This window comes from Arthrobacter horti (assembly GCF_030731045.1).
Classification (GTDB): Bacteria; Actinomycetota; Actinomycetes; order Actinomycetales; family Micrococcaceae; genus Arthrobacter_E; species Arthrobacter_E nanjingensis.
This window is the reverse complement of the sequence record NZ_JAVALS010000009.1, coordinates 46,691-65,952: the sequence shown is the minus strand read 5'-3', so window position 1 is coordinate 65,952 and position 19,262 is coordinate 46,691. Positions and strand designations below refer to the sequence as shown.

Annotated in this window: 16 protein-coding genes; 8 read left to right on the top strand and 8 right to left on the bottom strand. The window is 69.5% G+C overall.

The window, feature by feature from the left end:
- Positions 1 to 21: 21 nt before the first annotated feature.
- Positions 22 to 1,134: an LLM class flavin-dependent oxidoreductase gene (locus tag Q9R02_RS12445; protein ID WP_305997064.1), complete on the bottom strand. Its 1,113-nt coding sequence runs from the start codon at positions 1,132 to 1,134 to the stop codon at positions 22 to 24.
- A 91-nt stretch (positions 1,135 to 1,225) separates the two neighbouring features.
- On the opposite strand from Q9R02_RS12445, the gene Q9R02_RS12440 reads away from it, so the two are divergent.
- From Q9R02_RS12440 to Q9R02_RS12430, 3 genes are all read left to right on the top strand, one after another.
- Positions 1,226 to 1,708, top strand: a complete 483-nt coding sequence (locus Q9R02_RS12440) for a MarR family winged helix-turn-helix transcriptional regulator (RefSeq protein ID WP_305997020.1) — start codon at positions 1,226 to 1,228, stop codon at positions 1,706 to 1,708.
- The gene (locus tag Q9R02_RS12435) at positions 1,705 to 2,886 is read left to right on the top strand and encodes an NAD(P)-binding domain-containing protein (RefSeq protein ID WP_305997019.1); all 1,182 of its coding nucleotides are present in this window, start codon (positions 1,705 to 1,707) and stop codon (positions 2,884 to 2,886) included. Before Q9R02_RS12440 ends, Q9R02_RS12435 begins: the two co-directional genes overlap by 4 nt.
- Positions 2,887 to 2,951: 65 nt before the next feature.
- Positions 2,952 to 3,245: a DUF1905 domain-containing protein gene (locus tag Q9R02_RS12430; protein WP_305997018.1), complete on the top strand. Its 294-nt coding sequence runs from the start codon at positions 2,952 to 2,954 to the stop codon at positions 3,243 to 3,245.
- 57 nt (positions 3,246 to 3,302) lie between these two features.
- On the opposite strand, the gene Q9R02_RS12425 is transcribed toward Q9R02_RS12430, so the two are convergent.
- Genes Q9R02_RS12425 through imuA' form a run of 4 tightly spaced genes read right to left on the bottom strand, consistent with a single transcriptional unit; the run spans position 3,303 to position 10,438 of the window.
- On the bottom strand, positions 3,303 to 4,322 hold the full coding sequence (locus Q9R02_RS12425; protein ID WP_305997017.1) for a DNA-3-methyladenine glycosylase family protein: 1,020 nt from the start codon (positions 4,320 to 4,322) through the stop codon (positions 3,303 to 3,305).
- A 46-nt stretch (positions 4,323 to 4,368) separates the two neighbouring features.
- Entirely contained in the window at positions 4,369 to 8,037 is a 3,669-nt protein-coding gene (locus Q9R02_RS12420) for an error-prone DNA polymerase (protein ID WP_305997016.1), read from the bottom strand.
- A 60-nt stretch (positions 8,038 to 8,097) separates the two neighbouring features.
- The gene (locus Q9R02_RS12415) at positions 8,098 to 9,729 is read right to left on the bottom strand and encodes a DNA polymerase Y family protein (protein ID WP_305997015.1); all 1,632 of its coding nucleotides are present in this window, start codon (positions 9,727 to 9,729) and stop codon (positions 8,098 to 8,100) included.
- Positions 9,719 to 10,438, bottom strand: coding sequence for a DnaE2-dependent mutagenesis accessory factor ImuA' (gene imuA' / locus Q9R02_RS12410; protein ID WP_305997014.1), 720 nt, complete (start codon positions 10,436 to 10,438; stop codon positions 9,719 to 9,721). Before imuA' ends, Q9R02_RS12415 begins: the two co-directional genes overlap by 11 nt.
- A gap of 132 nt (positions 10,439 to 10,570) precedes the next feature.
- Here imuA' and Q9R02_RS12405 point away from each other — a divergent pair, with 132 nt between their 5' ends.
- Together Q9R02_RS12405 and Q9R02_RS12400 are read left to right on the top strand one after the other, a co-directional pair.
- Positions 10,571 to 11,956, top strand: coding sequence for a cystathionine beta-synthase (locus Q9R02_RS12405; RefSeq protein WP_305997013.1), 1,386 nt, complete (start codon positions 10,571 to 10,573; stop codon positions 11,954 to 11,956).
- 27 nt (positions 11,957 to 11,983) lie between these two features.
- Positions 11,984 to 13,144, top strand: coding sequence for a cystathionine gamma-synthase (locus Q9R02_RS12400; RefSeq protein WP_305997012.1), 1,161 nt, complete (start codon positions 11,984 to 11,986; stop codon positions 13,142 to 13,144).
- A gap of 72 nt (positions 13,145 to 13,216) precedes the next feature.
- On the opposite strand, the gene Q9R02_RS12395 is transcribed toward Q9R02_RS12400, so the two are convergent.
- Complete coding sequence (locus Q9R02_RS12395) at positions 13,217 to 15,670, bottom strand: HAD-IC family P-type ATPase (protein ID WP_305997011.1); 2,454 nt, start codon at positions 15,668 to 15,670, stop codon at positions 13,217 to 13,219.
- A gap of 221 nt (positions 15,671 to 15,891) precedes the next feature.
- On the opposite strand from Q9R02_RS12395, the gene Q9R02_RS12390 reads away from it, so the two are divergent.
- From Q9R02_RS12390 to Q9R02_RS12380, 3 genes are read left to right on the top strand one after another with little or no spacing between them, the layout of a single operon-like run.
- Complete coding sequence (locus Q9R02_RS12390; protein WP_305997010.1) at positions 15,892 to 16,131, top strand: helix-turn-helix domain-containing protein; 240 nt, start codon at positions 15,892 to 15,894, stop codon at positions 16,129 to 16,131.
- Between the two features lies 1 nt (position 16,132).
- The gene (locus Q9R02_RS12385; RefSeq protein ID WP_305997009.1) at positions 16,133 to 16,366 is read left to right on the top strand and encodes a hypothetical protein; all 234 of its coding nucleotides are present in this window, start codon (positions 16,133 to 16,135) and stop codon (positions 16,364 to 16,366) included.
- Positions 16,359 to 16,916 carry a Fic/DOC family protein gene (locus tag Q9R02_RS12380; protein ID WP_305997008.1) on the top strand — a complete coding sequence of 186 codons (558 nt, stop codon included), beginning with the start codon at positions 16,359 to 16,361 and terminating at the stop codon, positions 16,914 to 16,916. The genes Q9R02_RS12385 and Q9R02_RS12380 overlap by 8 nt, the downstream gene beginning before the upstream one ends.
- A 118-nt stretch (positions 16,917 to 17,034) precedes the next feature.
- On the opposite strand, the gene Q9R02_RS12375 is transcribed toward Q9R02_RS12380, so the two are convergent.
- Positions 17,035 to 18,063, bottom strand: coding sequence for a hydroxyacid dehydrogenase (locus tag Q9R02_RS12375; protein WP_305997007.1), 1,029 nt, complete (start codon positions 18,061 to 18,063; stop codon positions 17,035 to 17,037).
- Positions 18,064 to 18,134: 71 nt separating this feature from the next.
- A complete protein-coding gene (locus Q9R02_RS12370; protein ID WP_305997006.1) occupies positions 18,135 to 19,250 on the bottom strand; it encodes a substrate-binding domain-containing protein in 1,116 nt (371 codons plus the stop codon).
- Positions 19,251 to 19,262 lie beyond the last annotated feature (12 nt).

The following is a 19,262-nucleotide window of genomic DNA, read 5'->3' as shown; positions in this document are numbered from 1 at the left end:
TTCTCCTTGCGCTGAAGCGGATCAGGCGTGGACGGCCTTGCCGTCCGCGGTGATGCGGGCGATGGGACGGTTGGTGGGATACCAGAGGCCGGGCTCCTCCGCGAGAAGCTCGCGCACGCGCGGGGCGACCTTCTCGCCGAGGAGGCGGATGCTCTGCTCGCGGGCCTTCACCGGCAGGTGGAGCAGGTCGTACTTCAGGTCGAAGCGGGAGAGGTGGTTGGCCCGGACGATGCCTGCGATCTTCTGTGCCACCGTCTCCGGGGAACCGACGTACAGGGCGCCGGTGTCCACTTCCTCCTCATACCGGGCCTTGGTGGGCGGGTAGAAGCCGCGCTCCTGGCTCATCCGGGTGACCACCGGCTCCCAGCGCTTCCAGTGCAGGTTCTTCGCCTCGTCATCCGTCTCCGCCACCAGGCCGAGGGAGTGCTGGGCGATGGGCAGTTCCTGGTGCCCGTACTTGGCCAGCGCCTTCAGGTACAGCTCGGCGTGCCCGGCGAAGCGTTCGGGACGGCCGCCGATGATGGCCATCATGAGCGGCAGGCCGTTCTTGGCGGCGCGGACCACGGAGTCCGGGCTGCCGCCGATGCCGATCCAGGCGGGGATCCCACCCTCCGGCATGCGCGGGTGCAGGCGGACGTCGTTCAGGGGGCTGCGGTACTTGCCGGACCAGGTGACGCGGTCCTGGCGCATGAGCTTGAGGAACAGGTCCAGCTTCTCCTCGAAGAGCTGCTCGTATTCGGCGATGTCATAGCCGAACAGTGCGAAGGATTCGATGGCGGAGGCGCGGCCCAGGACCATCTCGGTGCGGCCGCCGGAGAGGGCGTCCACGGTGGCGAACTCCTGGTAGAGCCGTACCGGATCCTGGGTGGAGAGGACCGTCACGGAAGTGCCGAGCCGGATGGCCGACGTCGCCTGGGCGGCCGCCGCGAGCAGGACCGGGGTGGCGGAATCCACCTGGCCTTCACGGTAGTGCTCTCCGACGCTGAACACGTCCAGGCCCACCGACTCGGCGAGCTGCGCCTCGTCCACCAGCAGGCGCAGGGATTCGGCATCGGACAGGATGCGATCCCCATCGGTGGCCACATCCCCGAAGGAGTTGAGCCCGAACTGCAGCTTCTGAACGTCGACAGTCATCGCTGCCACGACCTTTCCATTTCACCCGGCTTTCGGATTGACATGTCAATAGTGCGCTCGTAGAGTTGACATGTCAACTCCGGGAGGATTCATGGAACAGCCGAAGCCGCGCACGATGCCCACGCAGGAGCAGCTGCGCACCTGGCGGAGCTACATCGAGACCGCGGAAGCCCTGCAAGCCCGCCTGGCCGCCCGGCTGCAGAGCGAATCGTCCCTGTCCACGGGCGACTACCAGGTGCTCCTGGCCCTGAGCGAGGCCGAACAGAAGACCCTGCGCTCCTCCGAGCTGGCCACCCTGGTCGGCTGGGAACGCAGCCGCCTCTCGCACCATCTTGGTCGCATGGAGAAACGCGGGCTGATCGCCCGGAACGCCTGCGCCGAAGCGGTCCACGGCATCGACGTCCAGGCCACCGACGCGGGGCTGGAGACCTTCCGCGCCGGGTCGGTTCCCCATCTGCGAGCGGTCCGGGAACTCTTCCTGGACGCCTTCAGCGCCGAGCAGCTCGGGCAGATCGGCGAACTCACCGCCGCCCTGCGCCGGAACCTCGGGCTCGACGACGGGGCCGCGCGATGACCATGCTGGAGTACAACGGAGCTGCATACGACGGGGCGATGTCCGACGGCGCGCGGCGCGCCACCGTCGTCGTCATCGGAGCGGGTCAGGCCGGCCTCTCCGCCGGCTATCACCTCAAGGCCCGCGGCTTCGTCAGTGCGCTGACGGACCCGGAGGCGGAGCGCACTTTCGTGATGCTCGACGCCGAGGAGCGGGCGGGCGGGGCCTGGCAGCACCGCTGGGACTCGCTGACCATGTCGACGGTCAACAACATCTTCGACCTGCCGCGCTTCCACCAGACCCCTGTGGATCCGTCGACGCCCAGCAAGGTCGCCGTCCCGGCGTACTTCACGGCGTTCGAACAGGCCACGGAGTTGCCGATCCTGCGCCCGGTCACGGTCTCCTCCGTGCACCGCGCCGACGACGATCCGGACGGTGAGCTGGTCATCGAGTCCAGCGCCGGACAGTGGACCACCCGGGTGCTGGTGAACGCCACGGGGACCTGGACCAACCCCGTCCAGCCGCACTACCCCGGGCAGGAGAATTTCCGGGGCCGCCAGCTGCACACCAAGGAGTACGTCTCCCTGGAGGAGTTCGCAGGCCTGCGGGTGGCCGTGGTGGGCGGTGGGATCTCCGCGCTGCAGCAGCTGGAGGAGATCTCACGCGTGGCCACGGTCCGCTGGTACACGCGGCGCGAACCGGTGTTCCGGGGCCACGGCTTCAGCCCCGAGGTGGAAGGCCGCGAGACCATCGAGAAGGTGACGGCGGACGCGGAGGCTGGCAACCCGGTGGGCAGCATCGTCTCCTACACGCATCTCGCCTGGACACCCTACGCGCTCGCTGCCAAGGAGCGTGGCGCCCTGGACCGCCGGCCCATGTTCACCGCGATCGAACCATACGGGGTGCGGGAAGCGGATGGGTCTTTCACCGGGGTGGATGTCATCCTGTGGGCCACCGGGTTCCGGCCGGCCCTGACCCACCTGGACCCGCTCGGGCTGCACAACGACCGTGGCGGGATCGAGGTGCGTGGCACGGAAGTGGTGGCCGATCCGCGGGTGCACCTGATCGGATTCGGACCTTCGCAGTCCACGGTCGGCGCCAATAGGGCAGGCCGGGACGCGGTCAACGGGATCGTCAGCTTGCTGGATGCGCAGTTGCTGGACACGCAGCGGCTGGACCGGGAAGCCGCGAGGGTCTGACCCCGCGTTGGGATGGGGCGTACCGTGGTCGGGAGGGGGACTGCGCCGAGGAGAGGAACCCTGAGATGACGGATGCGAAGGCACCGGGACCGCTGGACGTGACGTTCACCGCCACGCTGGTGACGAGTCCGGCCGCCGGTGGCTGGACCTATGTCCAGATGGACGGATCGGCGGAGTTCTTCGGGACGCGAGGCCTGGTCAAGGTCAGCGGGACCATCGACGGGGAACCGTTCGCCAGTTCCTTCATGGCCCTCGGCGACGGCACGCACAAGCTCCCCGTGACAGCCGCCCTGCGCCGGAAGATCAACAAGACCACGGGCGACGAGGTGACGGTCCACCTGAGTGAGCGGCGCTCCTGAAACGGCCGGGTCCTGAACGGGCCGATCAATGACCGCGATGCTCAGTGACCGGGGTGCTCAGTGACCCCGGTGATCCTGGATGGTCATCCTGGGGCCGAAGCGCGGGGCCTTGACCTCCGCCAGGTACAGCATCCTCACCAGACGTTGCCGCTGCCCGCGCCACGGTTCCAGGAGACGGAGCATCCCGGCGTCGTCCGTCCGCTCGCCCGTGAGGGCGAATCCCACGAACTTGGCCAGGTGGAAGTCGCCCACCGCCACGGAGTCCGGGTCCGCGTGCGTGCGCTGCGTGACCTCCGCCGCCGTCCACACGCCGATGCCGGGGATGCTCTGCAGCCCGGCTGCCGCCTCCTCCGCGCTCTTGCCGCCGAGCCGTTCCAGGCCCGACGCCGAACGCAGCGCACGCACGATGGTGTCCGAACGCTGCGGTCCCACCCCCGACCGGTGCCACTCCCAGGACGGGACCTTCAGCCACTCAGCCGCCGACGGCGCCACCGTGAGTCCCGCGGGCGCGACCTGGCCGGCCGCGGGGGCGGGAGAGCCGAAGCGGCGCAGCAGGTACCGGTAGGCACGCCGCGCCTCCAGCGTGGTGACCTTCTGCTCCAGAATGGTCGGCACGAGCGCGTCCACCACTCGCCCCGTGGCAGGGGCCCGCAGGCCTGGGTTCCGCCGTCGTGCCTGACGCACCAGATGCGGCAGGGACGTGTGGAAGGGCTCGGCGTCGAACGCGGCCCAGTCGTCCGTGAGCCCCAGGAGTGCCGGTGCTGACGCGACGGCATGCCCGGCGCCGTCGCCCCAGCCCTTGACCCGCAGCATACCGTCGACGTGGGTGATCAGGAGGGACACTGTGCCCTCCGGGGTGCGGAACGCGGTCCAGAACCCGGCGGGGTGAGGTGCGAAAGTCGGGTCGCCATCGCCGCGCTGGAGGGGGAAACACGTGGCCGCGAGCGAGTAGTGCGCGGGCGCCTCCCACGTCGCCTCCGCATCGGCGGCACCCGCCCAGCGGCCTGCCGGACGGACCGCCGTGGGGCGCCTCGCGGCAGTGCCGGAGGCACGGAGGGAGGGGAGCGAAGGCGTCATTGAAGCATCATGTCACGGGGCACTGACACTCTCCTTTGAACAGGTCTCACCGGAAATCCCGTGAGCTGGTCTTGGCTCGCAGCGGGAGCGCCTCGAGCCGGTCCGCCACAAGGTTCGTGACGCCCTCCTTGGTGCGTTCCAGGATGCCGCGGACCACCATGGCCTTGGCGCTCTGTGCCACACGGCGGTACCGCGTCCACACGCCGATGCTGCAGACCACGTTGAGGATCCCGGTCTCGTCCTCGAGGTTCATGAAGGTGATGCCCTGTGCGGTCTGGGGCCGCTGACGGTGCGTCACGAGCCCGGCGGCCTCGAGCCGGGTGCCGGGTTCCGCCGAGCCCAGGGCGTCGATCCGGAGGACACCGCGGGCGTCGAGGGCCGCGCGGGCGTGGTTGACAGGGTGGTCGTCCGTGGCGACACCCGTGGCCCAGAGGTCGTACACCATGGTCTCCTCGGCGCCCAGCTCGGGCAGCAGTGGCGGCTGGATGTACGCCTGGGTCCCAGGGAGCTGCCCCGGCCGTTCGAGGGCGGCGCTGCCGGACTGCCACAGGGCCTCACGCCGGGTGAGTCCCAGCGAATCGAACGCCCCGGCCGAGGCCAGTGCCTCCAACTGTTCGGCTGTGAGACCGGTGCGCCGCGAGAGCTCGGTGAGTTCCCGGAACGGGCCGTTCTCCTCGCGTTCGGCCACGATGCGTTCGGCCAGGCTCTTCCCGATGCCCGTGACGCTCGCGAGCCCGAGCCGCACGGCGTGGGATCCGTCGCGGCGGTGGGCGGCGCCTTCATCCGGGGCGTTCTGGTCGAAGGGGCCCGGGACCGGCTGGAACCGTTCCAGGCAGGAGTCGAGCCCGCCGCGTGCTGGTGGCGGGCCGTCGTCGCCGGTGTCCGGTTCGAGGCAGGCTTCCGCCCGCGAGAGCAGGATGTCCGGCCGCAGCACGCGCACCCCGTGCCGCCGGGCATCCGCCACGAGGGTCTGCGGAGAGTAGAAACCCATGGGCTGCGCCCGCAGCAGCGCGGCGAGGAACGCCCCCGGGTAGTGCAGTTTGAGCCAGGAACTCGCGTACACGAGCACGGCGAAGCTGATGGAGTGCGATTCGGCGAAGCCGAAATTGGCGAACGCCTTGATCTGCAGATAGATGATGGTGGCCTCCTCGGTGCTGAGGCCGTTCGCCTTCATGCCCTCGAAGAGCTTCTTCCGCAGGCTGTCGATCTTCTCGACTCCGCGTTTGGACCCCATGGCACGGCGCAGGAGGTCGGCGTCCTCGGCGCTGCAGCTGCCGATCGCCATGGCCATCTGCATGAGCTGCTCCTGGAAGAGGGGCACGCCGAGAGTCCGCTTGAGTACGGGCTCCAGGAGGGGGTGGGGGTAGGTCTCGTCCTCCTCGCCGGCCCGTCGCCGGATGTACGGGTGCACGGCGCCGCCCTGGATCGGACCGGGGCGGATGAGCGCGATCTCCACCACCAGGTCATAGAACTCGCGGGGCCGCAGGCGTGGCAGGGTGCTCATCTGGGCGCGGGACTCCACCTGGAACACACCCACCGAGTCCGCCCGGCACAGCATGTCGTACACGGCGGGCTCGTCCTTGGGGATGTCCTCGATGAGCCAGCGCTCGCCGAAGTTCTCCTCCACCAGGTCGAAGCAGTACTGGAGGGCTGCGAGCATCCCGAGGCCCAGGAGGTCGAACTTGACCAGGCCCATCCACTCGCAGTCGTCCTTGTCCCACTGCAGCACGGTGCGGTTCTCCATGCGGGCGTGCTCGATCGGCACCACCTCGCCCACCGGGCGCTCGGTGAGCACCATGCCGCCCGAATGGATGCCAAGGTGCCGGGGATAGCCGAGGAGCTGCTTGGCGAAGCCGAGAACGTGAGGCGGGATGCCGTCGTCGACCGCGTCCTCCTCGGCGACCCGGCCGGCGTCGGTGCCCTTCCCGGCGTCGACGCCCTGCGTCGCCTCCGGCTTCTCCTCCGCGGCCAGTGCATCCCAGCGCTCCAGCCGCTTGGACCAGGCGTCCTGCTGCCCCTGGCTGTACCCGAACGCCTTCGCCACGTCCCGCACCGCGTTCTTGGGCCGGTAGCTGATGACGTTCGCCACCTGCGCCGCGTTGGCGCGCCCGTACTTCCCATAGACGTACTGGATGACCTCCTCCCGCCGGTCCGAATCGAAGTCGACGTCGATGTCCGGCTCCTCCTCACGCAGGCTCGAGAGGAAGCGTTCGAACGGCAGCTGATACGCGATGCTGTCCACGGCCGTGATGCCCAGGAAGTAGCAGGCCGCCGAGTTCGCGGCGGAGCCCCGGCCCTGGCACAGGATGCCCTGGCTCTTGGCGAACCGCACGATGTCGTGGACGATCAGGAAATAGCCGGGGAAGTCCTTCTTCTCGATCACGGCGAGCTCCTGCTCCACGCGATCGCGGACCTCCTGCGGCGTGGACTTGCTCCGCCACCATGGCCCCGGTTCCCCGTAACGTTCCCGGATCCCGCGGTCCACGAGCTCTCGCAGATACGACATCGGGGTGTGTCCTTCCGGGACGTCCTGTTTGGGGAGTTTCGGGCGGGCGGCCCGGAGGGAGAAGGCGAGCTCGTCGGCCAGACGGACCGTGTTCTCCACGGCCCCCGGGTACCGCGAGAAACGGTGTGCCATCTCCTCGCCGCTGCGCAGATGGGCGCCGTCGCTCGCGGGCAGCCAGCCGTCCAGGTCATCGAGGCTACGCCGGGCCCGCACCGCTGCGAGTGTGGCTGCGAGCCGGTGCTGTTCCGGTTCCGCGAAGTGGACGGCGTTCGTCGCGACGCACGGAAGGCCGAGCCGCTCCGCGATCGCGGCGAGGGCGTCGTTGTGTGCGCTGTCCAGCGGGTTCCCATGGTCGAAGAGTTCCACCGCCACGCCGTCCGGCCCGAACCGTTCCACCAGCTCCCGCACCGCGCGCTCGGCAGCGGCCCCGGTGTTGGGCCCCTCACCGGAGAGCGCTCGCCGTGCGGCGCCCTTGCGGCAGCCCGTGAGCACCACCACATGACCGCGCAGCCGTGCCGCGACGTCGTCCAGGTCGAACACAGGCCGGCCCTTCTCCGCACCGTCCGCGAGCTGGGCGTGGGTGATGGCGCCGGCCAGGCGGTGGTAGCCCTCCTCCCCGCGGGCCAGCACCAGGAGGTGTTCACCTTCGGGATCGGCCACACCGTTCTGCGGGCCGCTCAGCCCGAGCGAGAGTTCCGCACCGAAGACCGTTCTGAGCCCATAGGCCTCCGCGGCCTCGGCCAGCCGGACCACGCCGTAGAAGCCGTCGTGGTCCGTGATGGCGAGGGCATGCAGGCCCAGCCGGACGGCCTCCTCGACGAGTTTCTCCGGCGAGGACGCGCCGTCCAGGAAACTGTAATGCGAATGAACGTGGAGCTCAGCATAGGGGACGGCGGGCGCCGCAGTGACAGGACGCGCGGTGCCCGACGGCGGGGAGTCACCGGGCGCGGTCCCGTCACCGGCGGTGGCATCGGTGCCGGCAGCGGTGCCGGTGTCCGGCGCCTGGCTGATCGCGCTGACCAGCTGGGGGAGCGGGATGTACGGGCCCCGCTTGTGCGACCAGGCGGGGCTGTCGCCGCCGTCGTGCTCGCGGGGCGCGCGCCCGGTGTCCGTGCGCTTCGTCCCCCGCTTGCCGGCGCGCTTGACCTCCGTGCCGTCGAGGATGTCGTGGAGCTGCTGCCAGGGCATGGCCGGGTTGTTCCAGCCCATCGTCTCCTCCTCTCCTGGTCTTGTCGTCCCACCGGGTCGCTCGTTCTGGGCGCCGGGTGCTCAGTCGTAACGGGCCTCGGCCCACCACCGGCCGCCTTCACCGAGCAGGAGCCAGGCCTCGTTCTCCCCGTCGAGGATCTGGAACCGCTCCGCCCGCTGGCTCGCCTCCGCATCCCACCAGCGTTGCCGCAGTAGCCAGGGGCCTGCCCAGCTGCGCACGGTCCGGCGGGCCGCCTTGGGGCCCGGCACGAACCACACGGGCGGCGCCCCGAGATCCCCCCGGGTACCGACGTGCAGCGGACGGAACTCCTGATCGAGCAACTGGACGGGCAGCGGTTCGGGGAACACGGTGGAGGGCAGCGGCTCCGGGATGGTGCCCGGCCAGGGCCTGTCGGCGCGGGCCGCCGTGCCGGCCGGGGCGTCCTCGCCCCAGGGCACCAGCACGCTGCGTTCCGTGAGGAGCCGTCCGCCTCCCGGGACGGAGAGCAGCACGGAACCATGGCCCAGCATGGTCTGGAGCCGCCGCAGGCCGTGGTCCAGCCGTTCCTCCACGCCTCCGAACAGCGTCTGCCCCCGGCGTCCCAACAGGTCCACGGCCTCCGGGGAAAGCCTGACCTGGACGATGGGCGCGCCGAGGGTCTCCCCGGTCGACCGCCAGCTCGGTCCGGCGGAGGCCGCGGCGCCCGGCCGTGTGCCCCGCCGCGACGGCGCCGGGGACCCCTCCGACTGGAGCTGCCAGCGGACGCGGTCCACGACGTCGCCCGTGCCGAAGTGATGCGGATGCCCCCAGACGCGCTCGGAGCGGCGCCCGTGGTCGTCCAGGAGATGAACGCGCAGCGAGGTGCAGGCGAGGCCCTGGACGCGCAGGCCCTCGACGAACGCCTCGGCCGTCGGCCGCAGGGCGAATGCGATCTGATCCACCCGGTCGAGACCGGGCTCGAAATCGGCGGTGCGGTCCAGGGGCACGGGCGCGACGCGCGGCACCACAGCCCGCGGGTCCTGGCCCCTGGCGCGGGCGTGTGCCATGAGTCCTTCCGTGCCGAAGCGGGCCCGGACGTCGGAGGGTGGGAGCGCTGCGAGGCTGCCGAGTGTGGACAGCCCCAGCCGCAGCAGGAGCGAGGTCAGTCTGGGCTCGCCGAGGGTTCTGACCGGGAGTTCGGCGAGGAACCGTGCGGAGGCGCCTTCCGGGACGATCAGCAGGGGTCTCAATTCGGTGGTCCAGCGTGCCGCCTGCTCGGCCGCGAAGACCGAGTCGGCGATCCCGGCTCTCGCTTCGAGGCCCAGACGGGCCGCCGCCTCCAAAGCCGCGCCGACCGCGTTCTCCTCGCTGCCGTAGTACCGGGCCGCGCCGCGGGCGCGGAGGGCGCACAGGCCGGGGCGCAGGATCTGCACCCCGGGGAGAGCCGCCTCCAGGGCGACGACGACGGGCTCGAACTCGCGCGCGTCGCGTGCCGGATCGGCGTGCACCACCAGCAGGTCCGGGCACCGGGACTGCGCCTCCCGCACGCGGAGCCGGCGGACCACGCCGGCGGCCCTCGCCTCGGCGGAGCACACGGAGACCAGGCCTTTCTCCAGGAGCACCGACGGAACGCGTTCCGGGATCTCCTCCGCCAGCTGGGCGGCGACGATAGGCCAGTCCGGGAACCACACCACGAGCGCACGGGGGATGCCCGCGCGTGTTTCAGGATTCATGCGGCACCTCCACGAGGGCCGGGCGGCCTCCGCCTGGGATCGTCCGCAGCGGCCGCGAGGCTCCCGCTGGGGTGGGTCCGTCCAGCTCCCCGAGATCGACCGCCGCCGTCCGGACGTGCCCACGCCGGCTGAGTTCGAGTTCCACCCGGTGGCGGCGCAGATGGCCGTGGCCCTCGCCGAGCCCTTCCCAGCGTGAGTCCCGCACCCTGAGCGATGCCTCGCTCTGCGGCCAGGACCCGAGTACCAGGAGGGTCCCTCCGCGCTCGCGGAGCCGGGAACCGAGCCGGGCCGCTTCTCCCGGTGTCACCCTCCCGCCGGGGCGGACCAGAAGGACCGGGAGCACGTCTGCGAGGGCGGAGACCACACGGAGCCAGTCCGGTCCGGGATCCGGGACCAGGACGAACCGTTCGAGGTCCACGCCGAAACCGGCCGCGGCCTCGGCACCGAAGTCCGGGATGCCGGCCGCCCCGCACCATTCACCGTTGGCCGAGGGGCCCGCGAGCAGGGCCATGGCGACGGACAGCGGGACGTCGAGCGAGTACGCGGCGCCGCCACGGATCCCGCCCGGGAAGAGGCCGGAGAAACGCGGCAGGACGGGGAAAAAACCCTGCCGGTTGCGCCGTCCCTGCATCGCGTGGATGCGCTCCTGGAGGGCGTGCAGCTCACCTGCCGAGGGGTCGGCGGCAACGGAGCTGAGCGAGAGCGGCATGCTTCTATTGTTCGAATATATGTTCGATTAAGTCAATCGCGCGGAGTGCCGCCCAGGGTGTTCCGGCGGAGGTCCGGGCGGCCTCCTGCCGGGCCCTCTTCAGTGTCAGTGCCAACGACTAGAGTGGGGAGCGTGAAGTACGCCAATTCCGTCCTGGACCTGATCGGCAACACGCCGCTGGTCAAGCTCAACCACGTGACCGAGGGGATCAGGGCCACCGTCCTGGTCAAGCTCGAATACCTGAACCCGGGTGGCTCCATCAAGGACCGGATCGCCGCCAAGATGGTCTCCGAAGCGGAGGCCGGCGGCCTGCTCCAGCCGGGCGGGACCATCGTGGAGCCCACCAGCGGCAACACCGGTGTGGGCCTGGCCCTGGTGGCCCAGCAGAAGGGCTACAAGAGCATCTTCGTGGTCCCGGACAAGGTGGGCGAGGAGAAGCGCGCTGTCCTGGAGGCCTACGGTGCCGAGGTCGTGGTGACGCCCACCGCCGTCGCGCCGGACAGCCCGCAGAGCTACTACGGCGTCTCGGACCGCCTGGTCCGCGAGATCCCCGGCGCCTACAAGCCGGACCAGTTCTCCAATCCCGCCGCCCCGGCCAGCCACTTCGAGTCCACGGGTCCGGAGATCTGGCGGGACACGGACGGGAAGGTCACCCACGTGGTGATCGGCGCGGGCACCGGCGGCACCATCACCGGAACGGGCCGCTTCCTCAAGGAGATCTCCAAAGACCGTCCCGAGTCCGAGGGCGGCCGCGTCAAGGTCATCGGTGCGGACCCGGAAGGCTCCGTCTATTCCGGAGGCACCGGGCGCCCGTACTTCGTCGAGGGCGTGGGCGAGGACATGTGGCCCGGCAACTACGACAAGTCCGTCCCGGATGAGGTCCTGGCCGTCAACGACGCCGAGTCCTTCGCCATGACCCGCCGCCTGGCCCGCGAAGAGGGCCTGCTGGTGGGCGGTTCGAGCGGCATGGCGGTGGTGGCCGCCCTGCGCGCCGCGCGCGAACTGCCGGAGGACGCCGTCGTCGTCGTGATCCTGCCGGATTCCGGCCGCGGCTACCTGGCCAAGATCTTCAACGATCAGTGGATGCGCTCCTACGGCTTCCTGCCCGGCTCCGAGGAGGACACCGTGGGCGCGGTGCTGGAGTCCAAGACCGGTTCCATGCCGGATCTGGTCCACATCCACCCGAATGAGAGCGTCCGCGACGTCATCAACATCATGACCGAGTTCGGTGTGGACCACATCCCGGTCCTCTCCGCCGAACCGCCCGTGGTGATGGGCGAGGTCCTGGGCTCCGTGGATGAGCGCAGCCTGACCAGCAAGCTGTTCCGCGGCGAGGCGAAACTCACGGACAAGATCGCGGACCACATGGGGGAGAGGCTCCCCGTGATCGGATCCCTGGAATCCATCTCCGCCGCGCGGGAGCTGCTCTCCGAGTCGGACACCATCATGGTGACCTTTGTGGGCGCCCCCGTGGGCGTCGTGACCCGTCACGACCTCCTCAACTACCTCAGCCACTGATTCCCGCCGTTCGAAAGGTCCGTGAGAATGACTGACACCTCCGCAGCCGGCTTCAACACCACCGCCATCCACGCAGGTCAGGCCTTCGAGCCGCGCACCGGCGCCGTGGTTCCGCCCCTGCATTTCTCCTCCACCTACGCGCAGGACGGCATCGGCGGCCTGCGCGACGGTTACGAGTACGGCCGTGGCGGCAACCCGACCCGTGACGCCCTGCAGGAGCAGCTCGCGGCCGTGGAGGGCGGGCGTTTCGCCTACTCCTTCGGCTCCGGCCTGGCCGCGGAGGACGCCCTCATCCGGGCACTGTGCCGCCCGGGTGACCACATCGTCCTCGGCAACGACGCGTACGGTGGCACCTACCGTCTCATCGCCCGTATTCACGGGGACTGGGGCATCGGGCACTCGGCCGTCGACATGGGCGATCCGGCCGCCGTGGCCGAGGTGGTCCGCGCGAACCAGGCCCGCCTGCTGTGGGTGGAGACGCCGTCGAACCCCATGATGCGCATCAGTGACATCGCAGCACTCGCCGAGGTGGCGCACGACGCCGGGGCCCTCCTGGTGGTCGACAACACCTTCGCGTCGCCCTACTTGCAGAACCCGCTCGCCCTGGGTGCCGACATCGTCATCCACTCCACCACCAAGTACATCGGCGGTCACTCCGATGTGGTGGGCGGCGCCGTGGTGCTCAAGGACGAGGAACTGGCGCAGAAGGTGCAGTTCTTGCAGTTCGCCGCCGGTGGCGTGTCCGGTCCCATGGACGCGTTCCTCACCACGCGTGGCCTGAAGACGCTGGGCGTGCGCATGGACCGGCACTGCCAGAACGGCCAGGCCGTGGCCGAGTGGCTGCTCACCCGTCCTGAGGTGGAGGCCGTGCTGTACCCGGGACTGCCGGATCACCCGGGCCACGAGCTCGCGGCGAAGCAGATGCGCGGCTTCGGCGGCATGGTGTCCGTGCAGTTCAAGGGCGGTGAGGCCGCGGCCCGGAAGATCGCCGAGTCCACTCGGGTGTTCACGCTGGCGGAGTCTCTGGGCGGCATCGAGTCCCTCATGAACTACCCGTCCGAAATGACCCACGCCTCCGTCAAGGGCACCGAGCTGGCGGTTCCGGAGAACCTGCTGCGTCTCTCCTGCGGCATTGAGAACGTGGAGGACCTCCTGGCGGACCTGGAACAGGCGTTCGGGCAGCTCTAGACCCCTCGCGAAGTAACAGCTGACGCCCCTAAAACTCGGTTTCAGGGGCGTCAGCTGCGCTCTCGCGGAGGGCTAAGAAGACCGCTTCCGGTTCCCCAGGATCCAGGCGATCTCCACGAGCACGATGCCCGCGGCCGCACAGCCGAACGCCGTCCACAGCTGGGCGGACGAGCCGATCTCCAGCTGCAGCACGGCCCGGGCCACCGGGAGCAGGAACATGGTCAGCGTCCCGCCGATCATGGCGACCAGCAGCAGCACCTTCCACCAGGTGTAGGGCCGGGCGACGATCGCCAGCACCCACAGCGCGATGCTCATGAGGGTGAGCAGGGCCGCCGTCGAGCTCTGCGCCTGCGGCACCGCGTCGCCGCGCACCAGCAGGTAGGAGACGAAGGACGCAACGCCGACCACGACGCCGGCGGGCAGCGCGCGCCGCAGCACGCGGGAGGCGAAGCCGGGCTGGGCGCGGTCGTGGTTGGGCGCCAGGGAGAGCACGAAGGCGGGCAGGCCGATGGTGAACCAGCCGACGATGGTGACATGGCGCGGCAGGAACGGGTACGGCACCTGGGCCAGGCCGATCAGCCCGGGCATTCCCACCAGAATGGCCAGGAGCACGGAGTAGACGGTCTTGGTCAGGAACAGGGTGGCGACGCGTTCGATGTTGCCGATCACGCGCCGCCCCTCGGCCACCACGTGCGGCAGGGTGGCGAAGGAGTTGTCCAGCAGCACGATCTGCGCCACGGCGCGGGTCGCCGGGCTGCCGGCGCCCATCGCGACGCCGATGTCCGCGTCCTTGAGCGCCAGGACGTCGTTGACGCCGTCGCCGGTCATGGCCACGGTGTGGCCCTTGGACTTCAGCGCGCCGACCATGGCGCGCTTCTGGTCCGGGGTGACGCGGCCGAATACGGTGCCGCGCTGGACCTCCTCGGCGAGAGCCTCCGCATCGGACGGCAGGGTGCGCGCGTCCACGGTGCGCTCGGCGCCGGGCAGCTTCAGGGAATGTGCGACGGCGCCCACGGAGCCGGCGTTGTCGCCGGAGATGATCTTGACCTCCACGTTCTGGCCGGCGAAGTACTCGAGCGTGGCCGGGGCCTCTGCACGGATCTTCTGCTCCAGGACCACCAGGGCGGCGGGGGCCGTGAGGGTGGCGGCGTCGAGTTCGCGGGCGCGGGCCAGCAGCAGCACGCGCAGGCCCTGGGAACCGAAGCGCTCAGCCTCGCGGTGCCAGACGTCCAGATGCGCGACGGCGGACGCCTCCGCCGCGGGGGAGCTCGCCAGTGCGTCGAGGAGCACGTCCGGGGCGCCGAGGAGCCAGGCGCCGTCTGTTTCCGGGGCGTCCGTGGCGGAGAACGAGGCGCCCGAGTACTTGCGGCTGGAGGCGAAGGGCAGGGTGTCCACGACGGTCCAGCCGGGGACGTCCGGGTAGGCCTCGGCGATGGCCTCGATGGAGGCGTTCGGGCGGGGGTCGCTGGCCGCGAGGGCGGCCAGGACGGAGGCGGCCAGACGCCCGGCCGCACCGTTCGCGCGCTCCGGTGCGGCGGCGTCGTCGTGCACGGGGAACTCCAGTGAGCCGAGGCGCATGGCGTTCTCGGTGAGAGTGCCGGTCTTGTCCGCGCAGACGACGTCCACGCGGGCCAGGCCCTCGATGGCGGGGAGTTCGTTGACCAGGCACTGGCGGCGGCCCAGGCGGATGACACCGACGGCGAAGGCGATGGTGGTCATGAGGACCAGGCCTTCCGGGACCATGGGGACCAGGGCGGCGACCATGCCGCGGAGAGCGTCGGGCAGGGCCTGCCGGCCGGAGAGCTGGTTGTAGATGGAGAGGGCGCCGGCCGGGAGGAGAAGCCAGGTGATGACCTTGAGGATCTTGTTGATGCCGTTGCGCAGCTCCGAGTCGACCAGGCTGAACTTGCTGGCCTCGGCGGAGATCTTGGCGGCGTAGGCCTCGGAGCCGACCTTGGTGGCGCGGTACATGCCGGTGCCGGAGGAGACGAAGCTGCCGGAGAGGACTTCGCTTCCGGGGGCCTTGGCCATGGCGTCGGATTCGCCGGTGAGGAGGGATTCGTCCACTTCCAGACCGGCGGCGGTGAGGACTTCGCCGTCCACCATGACCTGGTCGCCAGGGCCGAGCTCGATCAGATCGTCCCGGACCACGTCCTCCGGCGGCAGCTCCAGGGTGGTGCCGTCGCGGCGGACACGTGGTTTGGCCTGGCCCACGATCGCGAGCCGGTCCAGGGTGCGCTTGGCACGGACCTCCTGGATGATTCCGACCACGCTATTGGCGATGATGAGCAGGCCGAACGCGGCGTCGATGAAGTAACCGGTGGACACCACGATGGCGGCGAGCACTGCGAAGATGGCGTTGATCCGGGTGAAGACGTTGGAACGGACGATGTCCCAGATGCTGCGGCCCGTGGAGTCCTCGGTGCGGTTCACGGCCCCCGCGGCGACCCGCTCCGCGACCTCGGCCTCGCTCAGGCCGGCCAGGGGTGCATCGGGACGGTCGTGAAGGGTCTGCACGGTGCTCACCCTCTCACCCTAGCGGCGGCTCCTGACAGTGTGCTTCGGAGCGGAGAGGGAGATATGGGTCCGCCCGGGGGATGAGGTGGGGCGCGACGCTGAACTGCTGGTGCAGTAGCGGTGGACATGGTGCACGGGTCTGGATGGTGCAGACACCTGAGGCATGCCCTGGGCTCGGGAACTCACCCTAGGATGTTCCCGTACGGCGACATTCCCGGTAAAATTGGTCTATGAGTTCTGCATCCATCGATACGGTCGGTCGCGTCGGAACCATAGTCCGGGATGCCCGGAAACAGCGGGGTCTCACGCAGGCACAGCTTGCAGAGCATGCCCACGTCAGTCGGGTGTTCGTTATCGAACTCGAATCCGGGCACCCAAGGGCTGAGCTGGGCAAGGCTCTTGCTGTGCTCGATGTTCTAGGGGCGAACCCATTTGCCGATCTTTCCGGTGCTGAAGCTGAAGGAGCCTGAGATGTCGTTTGATAAGTCCATGATCGTTCGCTCTGACAACGTCGCGGCACGCCGAGAATCGATGACTGACATCCTTGCCAGCTGGGATCTTGAAGGCGCGATGCCTGATGTGGTGGGGATGAAGATCGTCAACCGCTATGTGAGCGGCCTGGTTGAGCTTCCTACGGCCCTTGAGGCTGTTCGCAATCGAGCCTCGCAACTCCGAGCGAAAGAAATATCCGCCGGAAATGTCTGATTTCACCGACCCTTACTGTTATCCCGGCACCGAGGTCCTGATCAACAAACTGGGGCTCCGTGACCCGAGGAATGCTCTTGAGATTGAGCGGGAATTCTCCCTTTTACGTCGGCGCGAACTTGCCCTGGACCCCGTTGACGCTGGGTTCGGCCTGGCCCATCTGCAAGGGATTCACCGACGGCTCTATCAGGATGTCTGGGACTGGGCCGGACTGCTCAGAACCGTGGAGATCAGCAAGGGAACATCGCAGTTCTTGGAGACGCCGTTTCTCAAGAACGCCGGGCTCCAGATCGAAGAATTCTGGCAGTCCAGCACACTGCTGACTGACCCGAAGATCGGTGATGCGGAATATGGTGATAAGGCCTATGCAGTCGATGGAAAGTCATGGGGAGGCTGTAGTGAACCGGAGAACGAAGAAGATCCTCGTTGCTGGTCTTATCGGGCTGGTGGTCTGCGGGGTAATTTGGGTCGCGTTCGGGCCCGTTCAGGCGGTCTCAGCGCTTCTGGGAGCGATCATCGTCGGCTGGGCTGCCGATGCGGGCAGCCGTGAAGCGCGGAAGGTCGATGAGTACAGGCAAGAGTGGCTCGCGAAGCGCGCCGGCCGTCGACGAGACAGCACGGAAGCCCACTCAGATCCGGGAGATCGCCAGGCGTAGTTCGGTGACGCCCTACGCCATCCGGTCCAGCTCCGCCAGCGTCACCTCATGAAGCAACGCCTCACCCCGCGCCGCCCGGCTCGCCTCACCGAGAGCACTCGCCGCCAGCCGCTCCAGCTCCGTCCCCAATGACCCTGCGATGTGTGGCGTCAGTAGCACGTTCGGCAGCTCGTAGAACGGCGAGCCCTCCGGCAGGACCCACGGCGTGGTCACGTCCAGGACCGCGTACACGTCACCCACGGCCAGCCGCTCCGCCAGCGCGTCCTGGTCCACCAGCTCCCCGCGGGCCGTGTTGATGAACGTCGCCCCGGGCTTCAGGGCGCTGATCAGAGCACGGCTGATCATCCCCGCCGTGGACGGCAACGACGGCGCGTGGAGCGTCACCACGTCGCTCGTCGCCACGAGCTCGTCGAGCGGCAGCAGCCGGGCACCCAGCGCGGCCGCCTCTTCTGTCGAAAGGTACGGGTCCGCCACGCACAGCTCCAGCGAGTACGGCTCCAGCAGCCGCAGCACGTGCCGCCCGATTCGGGACGCCCCGATCACCCCCACCCTCTTCCGGTGGTTCCCCATTCCCGGGAACAGCGCCTGCGGATCCATCGCAGTCCGCTCGCGATGGAGCCTGCCGCTGAGCTGGAAGATCTTCTTGTTCGCCAGCAGCACCATCGCCACGGTGTACTCCGCCACCGGGATCGCATTCTCATCCGCCGCGGACGTCACCTGCAGCCCTCGTTCCCAGCACACCCGTGCCACATGCGGTTTCACCGTGCCCGCCGCGTGGTGAATGGTCCGCAGCCGCGGCGCCCTGTCCAGGACGGATGCATCGATCAGGGGCGTCCCCCAGCACGTCAGCAGCCCATCCACCGAGCCCAGGATCACCTCAGCCTCAGGTGAATCGAAGGACTCCAGCGGCTCCCGGCTCAGCAGCTCCAGCTCCGGCGGCAGCGCGTCCAGCACGGCGGGCGGGAAGAACCACCCGGCCACGTCTCGCGGCATCGCCAGCGCGATGCGGTACGGCGCAGGGGAAACGTACGAAGTACTCACCCTTCCATCTGAACTCCGGGTGTGCATTCGCACAAGTAGATGAACAGACCAGAACGCGGTGGGGTGAAGACTTACAAAGCCAGCCCCGCCGGCAGCTGCGTCCGCGTCGACTGCCGCGGCACGAACTGCGGTGAGAGCGCCACCCGCTCCCGCGCGCAGAAGCCGTCCCGCACCCTCTGCAGGCACAGGCTCGCCGCCCGGTGACCCAGCTCGAACTTCGGCGGCGCCACGGCGCTGAGGGGGAGCAGCCCCAGGGAGGCAATCTCGTCGTCGTACGCCACCACCTCCACGTCCTCCGGCACCCGCACGCCCTGCTCCAGGAACAGCTCCGTCAGCGCCAGTGCGCAGCCGTCGTTGTGGACCAGCACGCCCCGGATCCCATCCCTGCGGCAGGTCTCCGCCAGTCGCGCCAGCGCCGCCCGGTGCGCCTCAGAGGCATGCGCCGAGGACGGGATCCGCACCACCTGCGGCTCGTGTCCGGTCAAGTCCATCGCACGCCGGTACCCTGTCTCGATCGGCGGCGAATTGGGGCTGTCCTCCAGGATCCCCAGCGCCACCGGCCCGCCGCCGGCCTGCACCCACCGCCGCACCAGCCGCTCCGTCCCGCGCACATGATCGGTGAACACGCTGTCCCACGGTCCCGGATCCAGCACGTTGTCCAGCGGCCGCTCCACCATCACCACGGGGATCCGCGCGTCGTACAGGGCGTCCAGCGTGGGGCTCGGCGCGTCATCCGAGCCGATCGGCGTGATGAGCAGGCCGTCGATCGGAGAGGCCAGGAACCGTCGCGTGAGGCGGAGCTCCTCCTCCGGGTCGTACCCGCTCACGCCCAGCACCAGCCGCGCCCCGGCCTGCTGCGCCGCCCGCCCGGCCCCCTTGATGATGAGCGAGAAGTAGTACTGCGAGGTGGGCACCAGCAGCCCGATGGTCAGCTGATTCGCCTGCGCCGGCCGGAAGGTGTTCCCGCTGCTCAGCGGCGTCTCCAGTGGCACCGCCCCGCCATGGATGCGCCGCAGCACGCCCTGCCGTTCGAGGGACGCGAGGTCCCGCCGCAGCGTCATGCCGGAGACCCCCACCTTCTCGGCGAATTCGGTGGCCACGAGCTTGCCGCTCAGGGTCAGTTCCTGCTGGATGAGCGCGTGCCGTTCCTCGGCGTGCATGGTCCCTCGCTGTTCAGCTGCTTTCATGTGAACGGATTC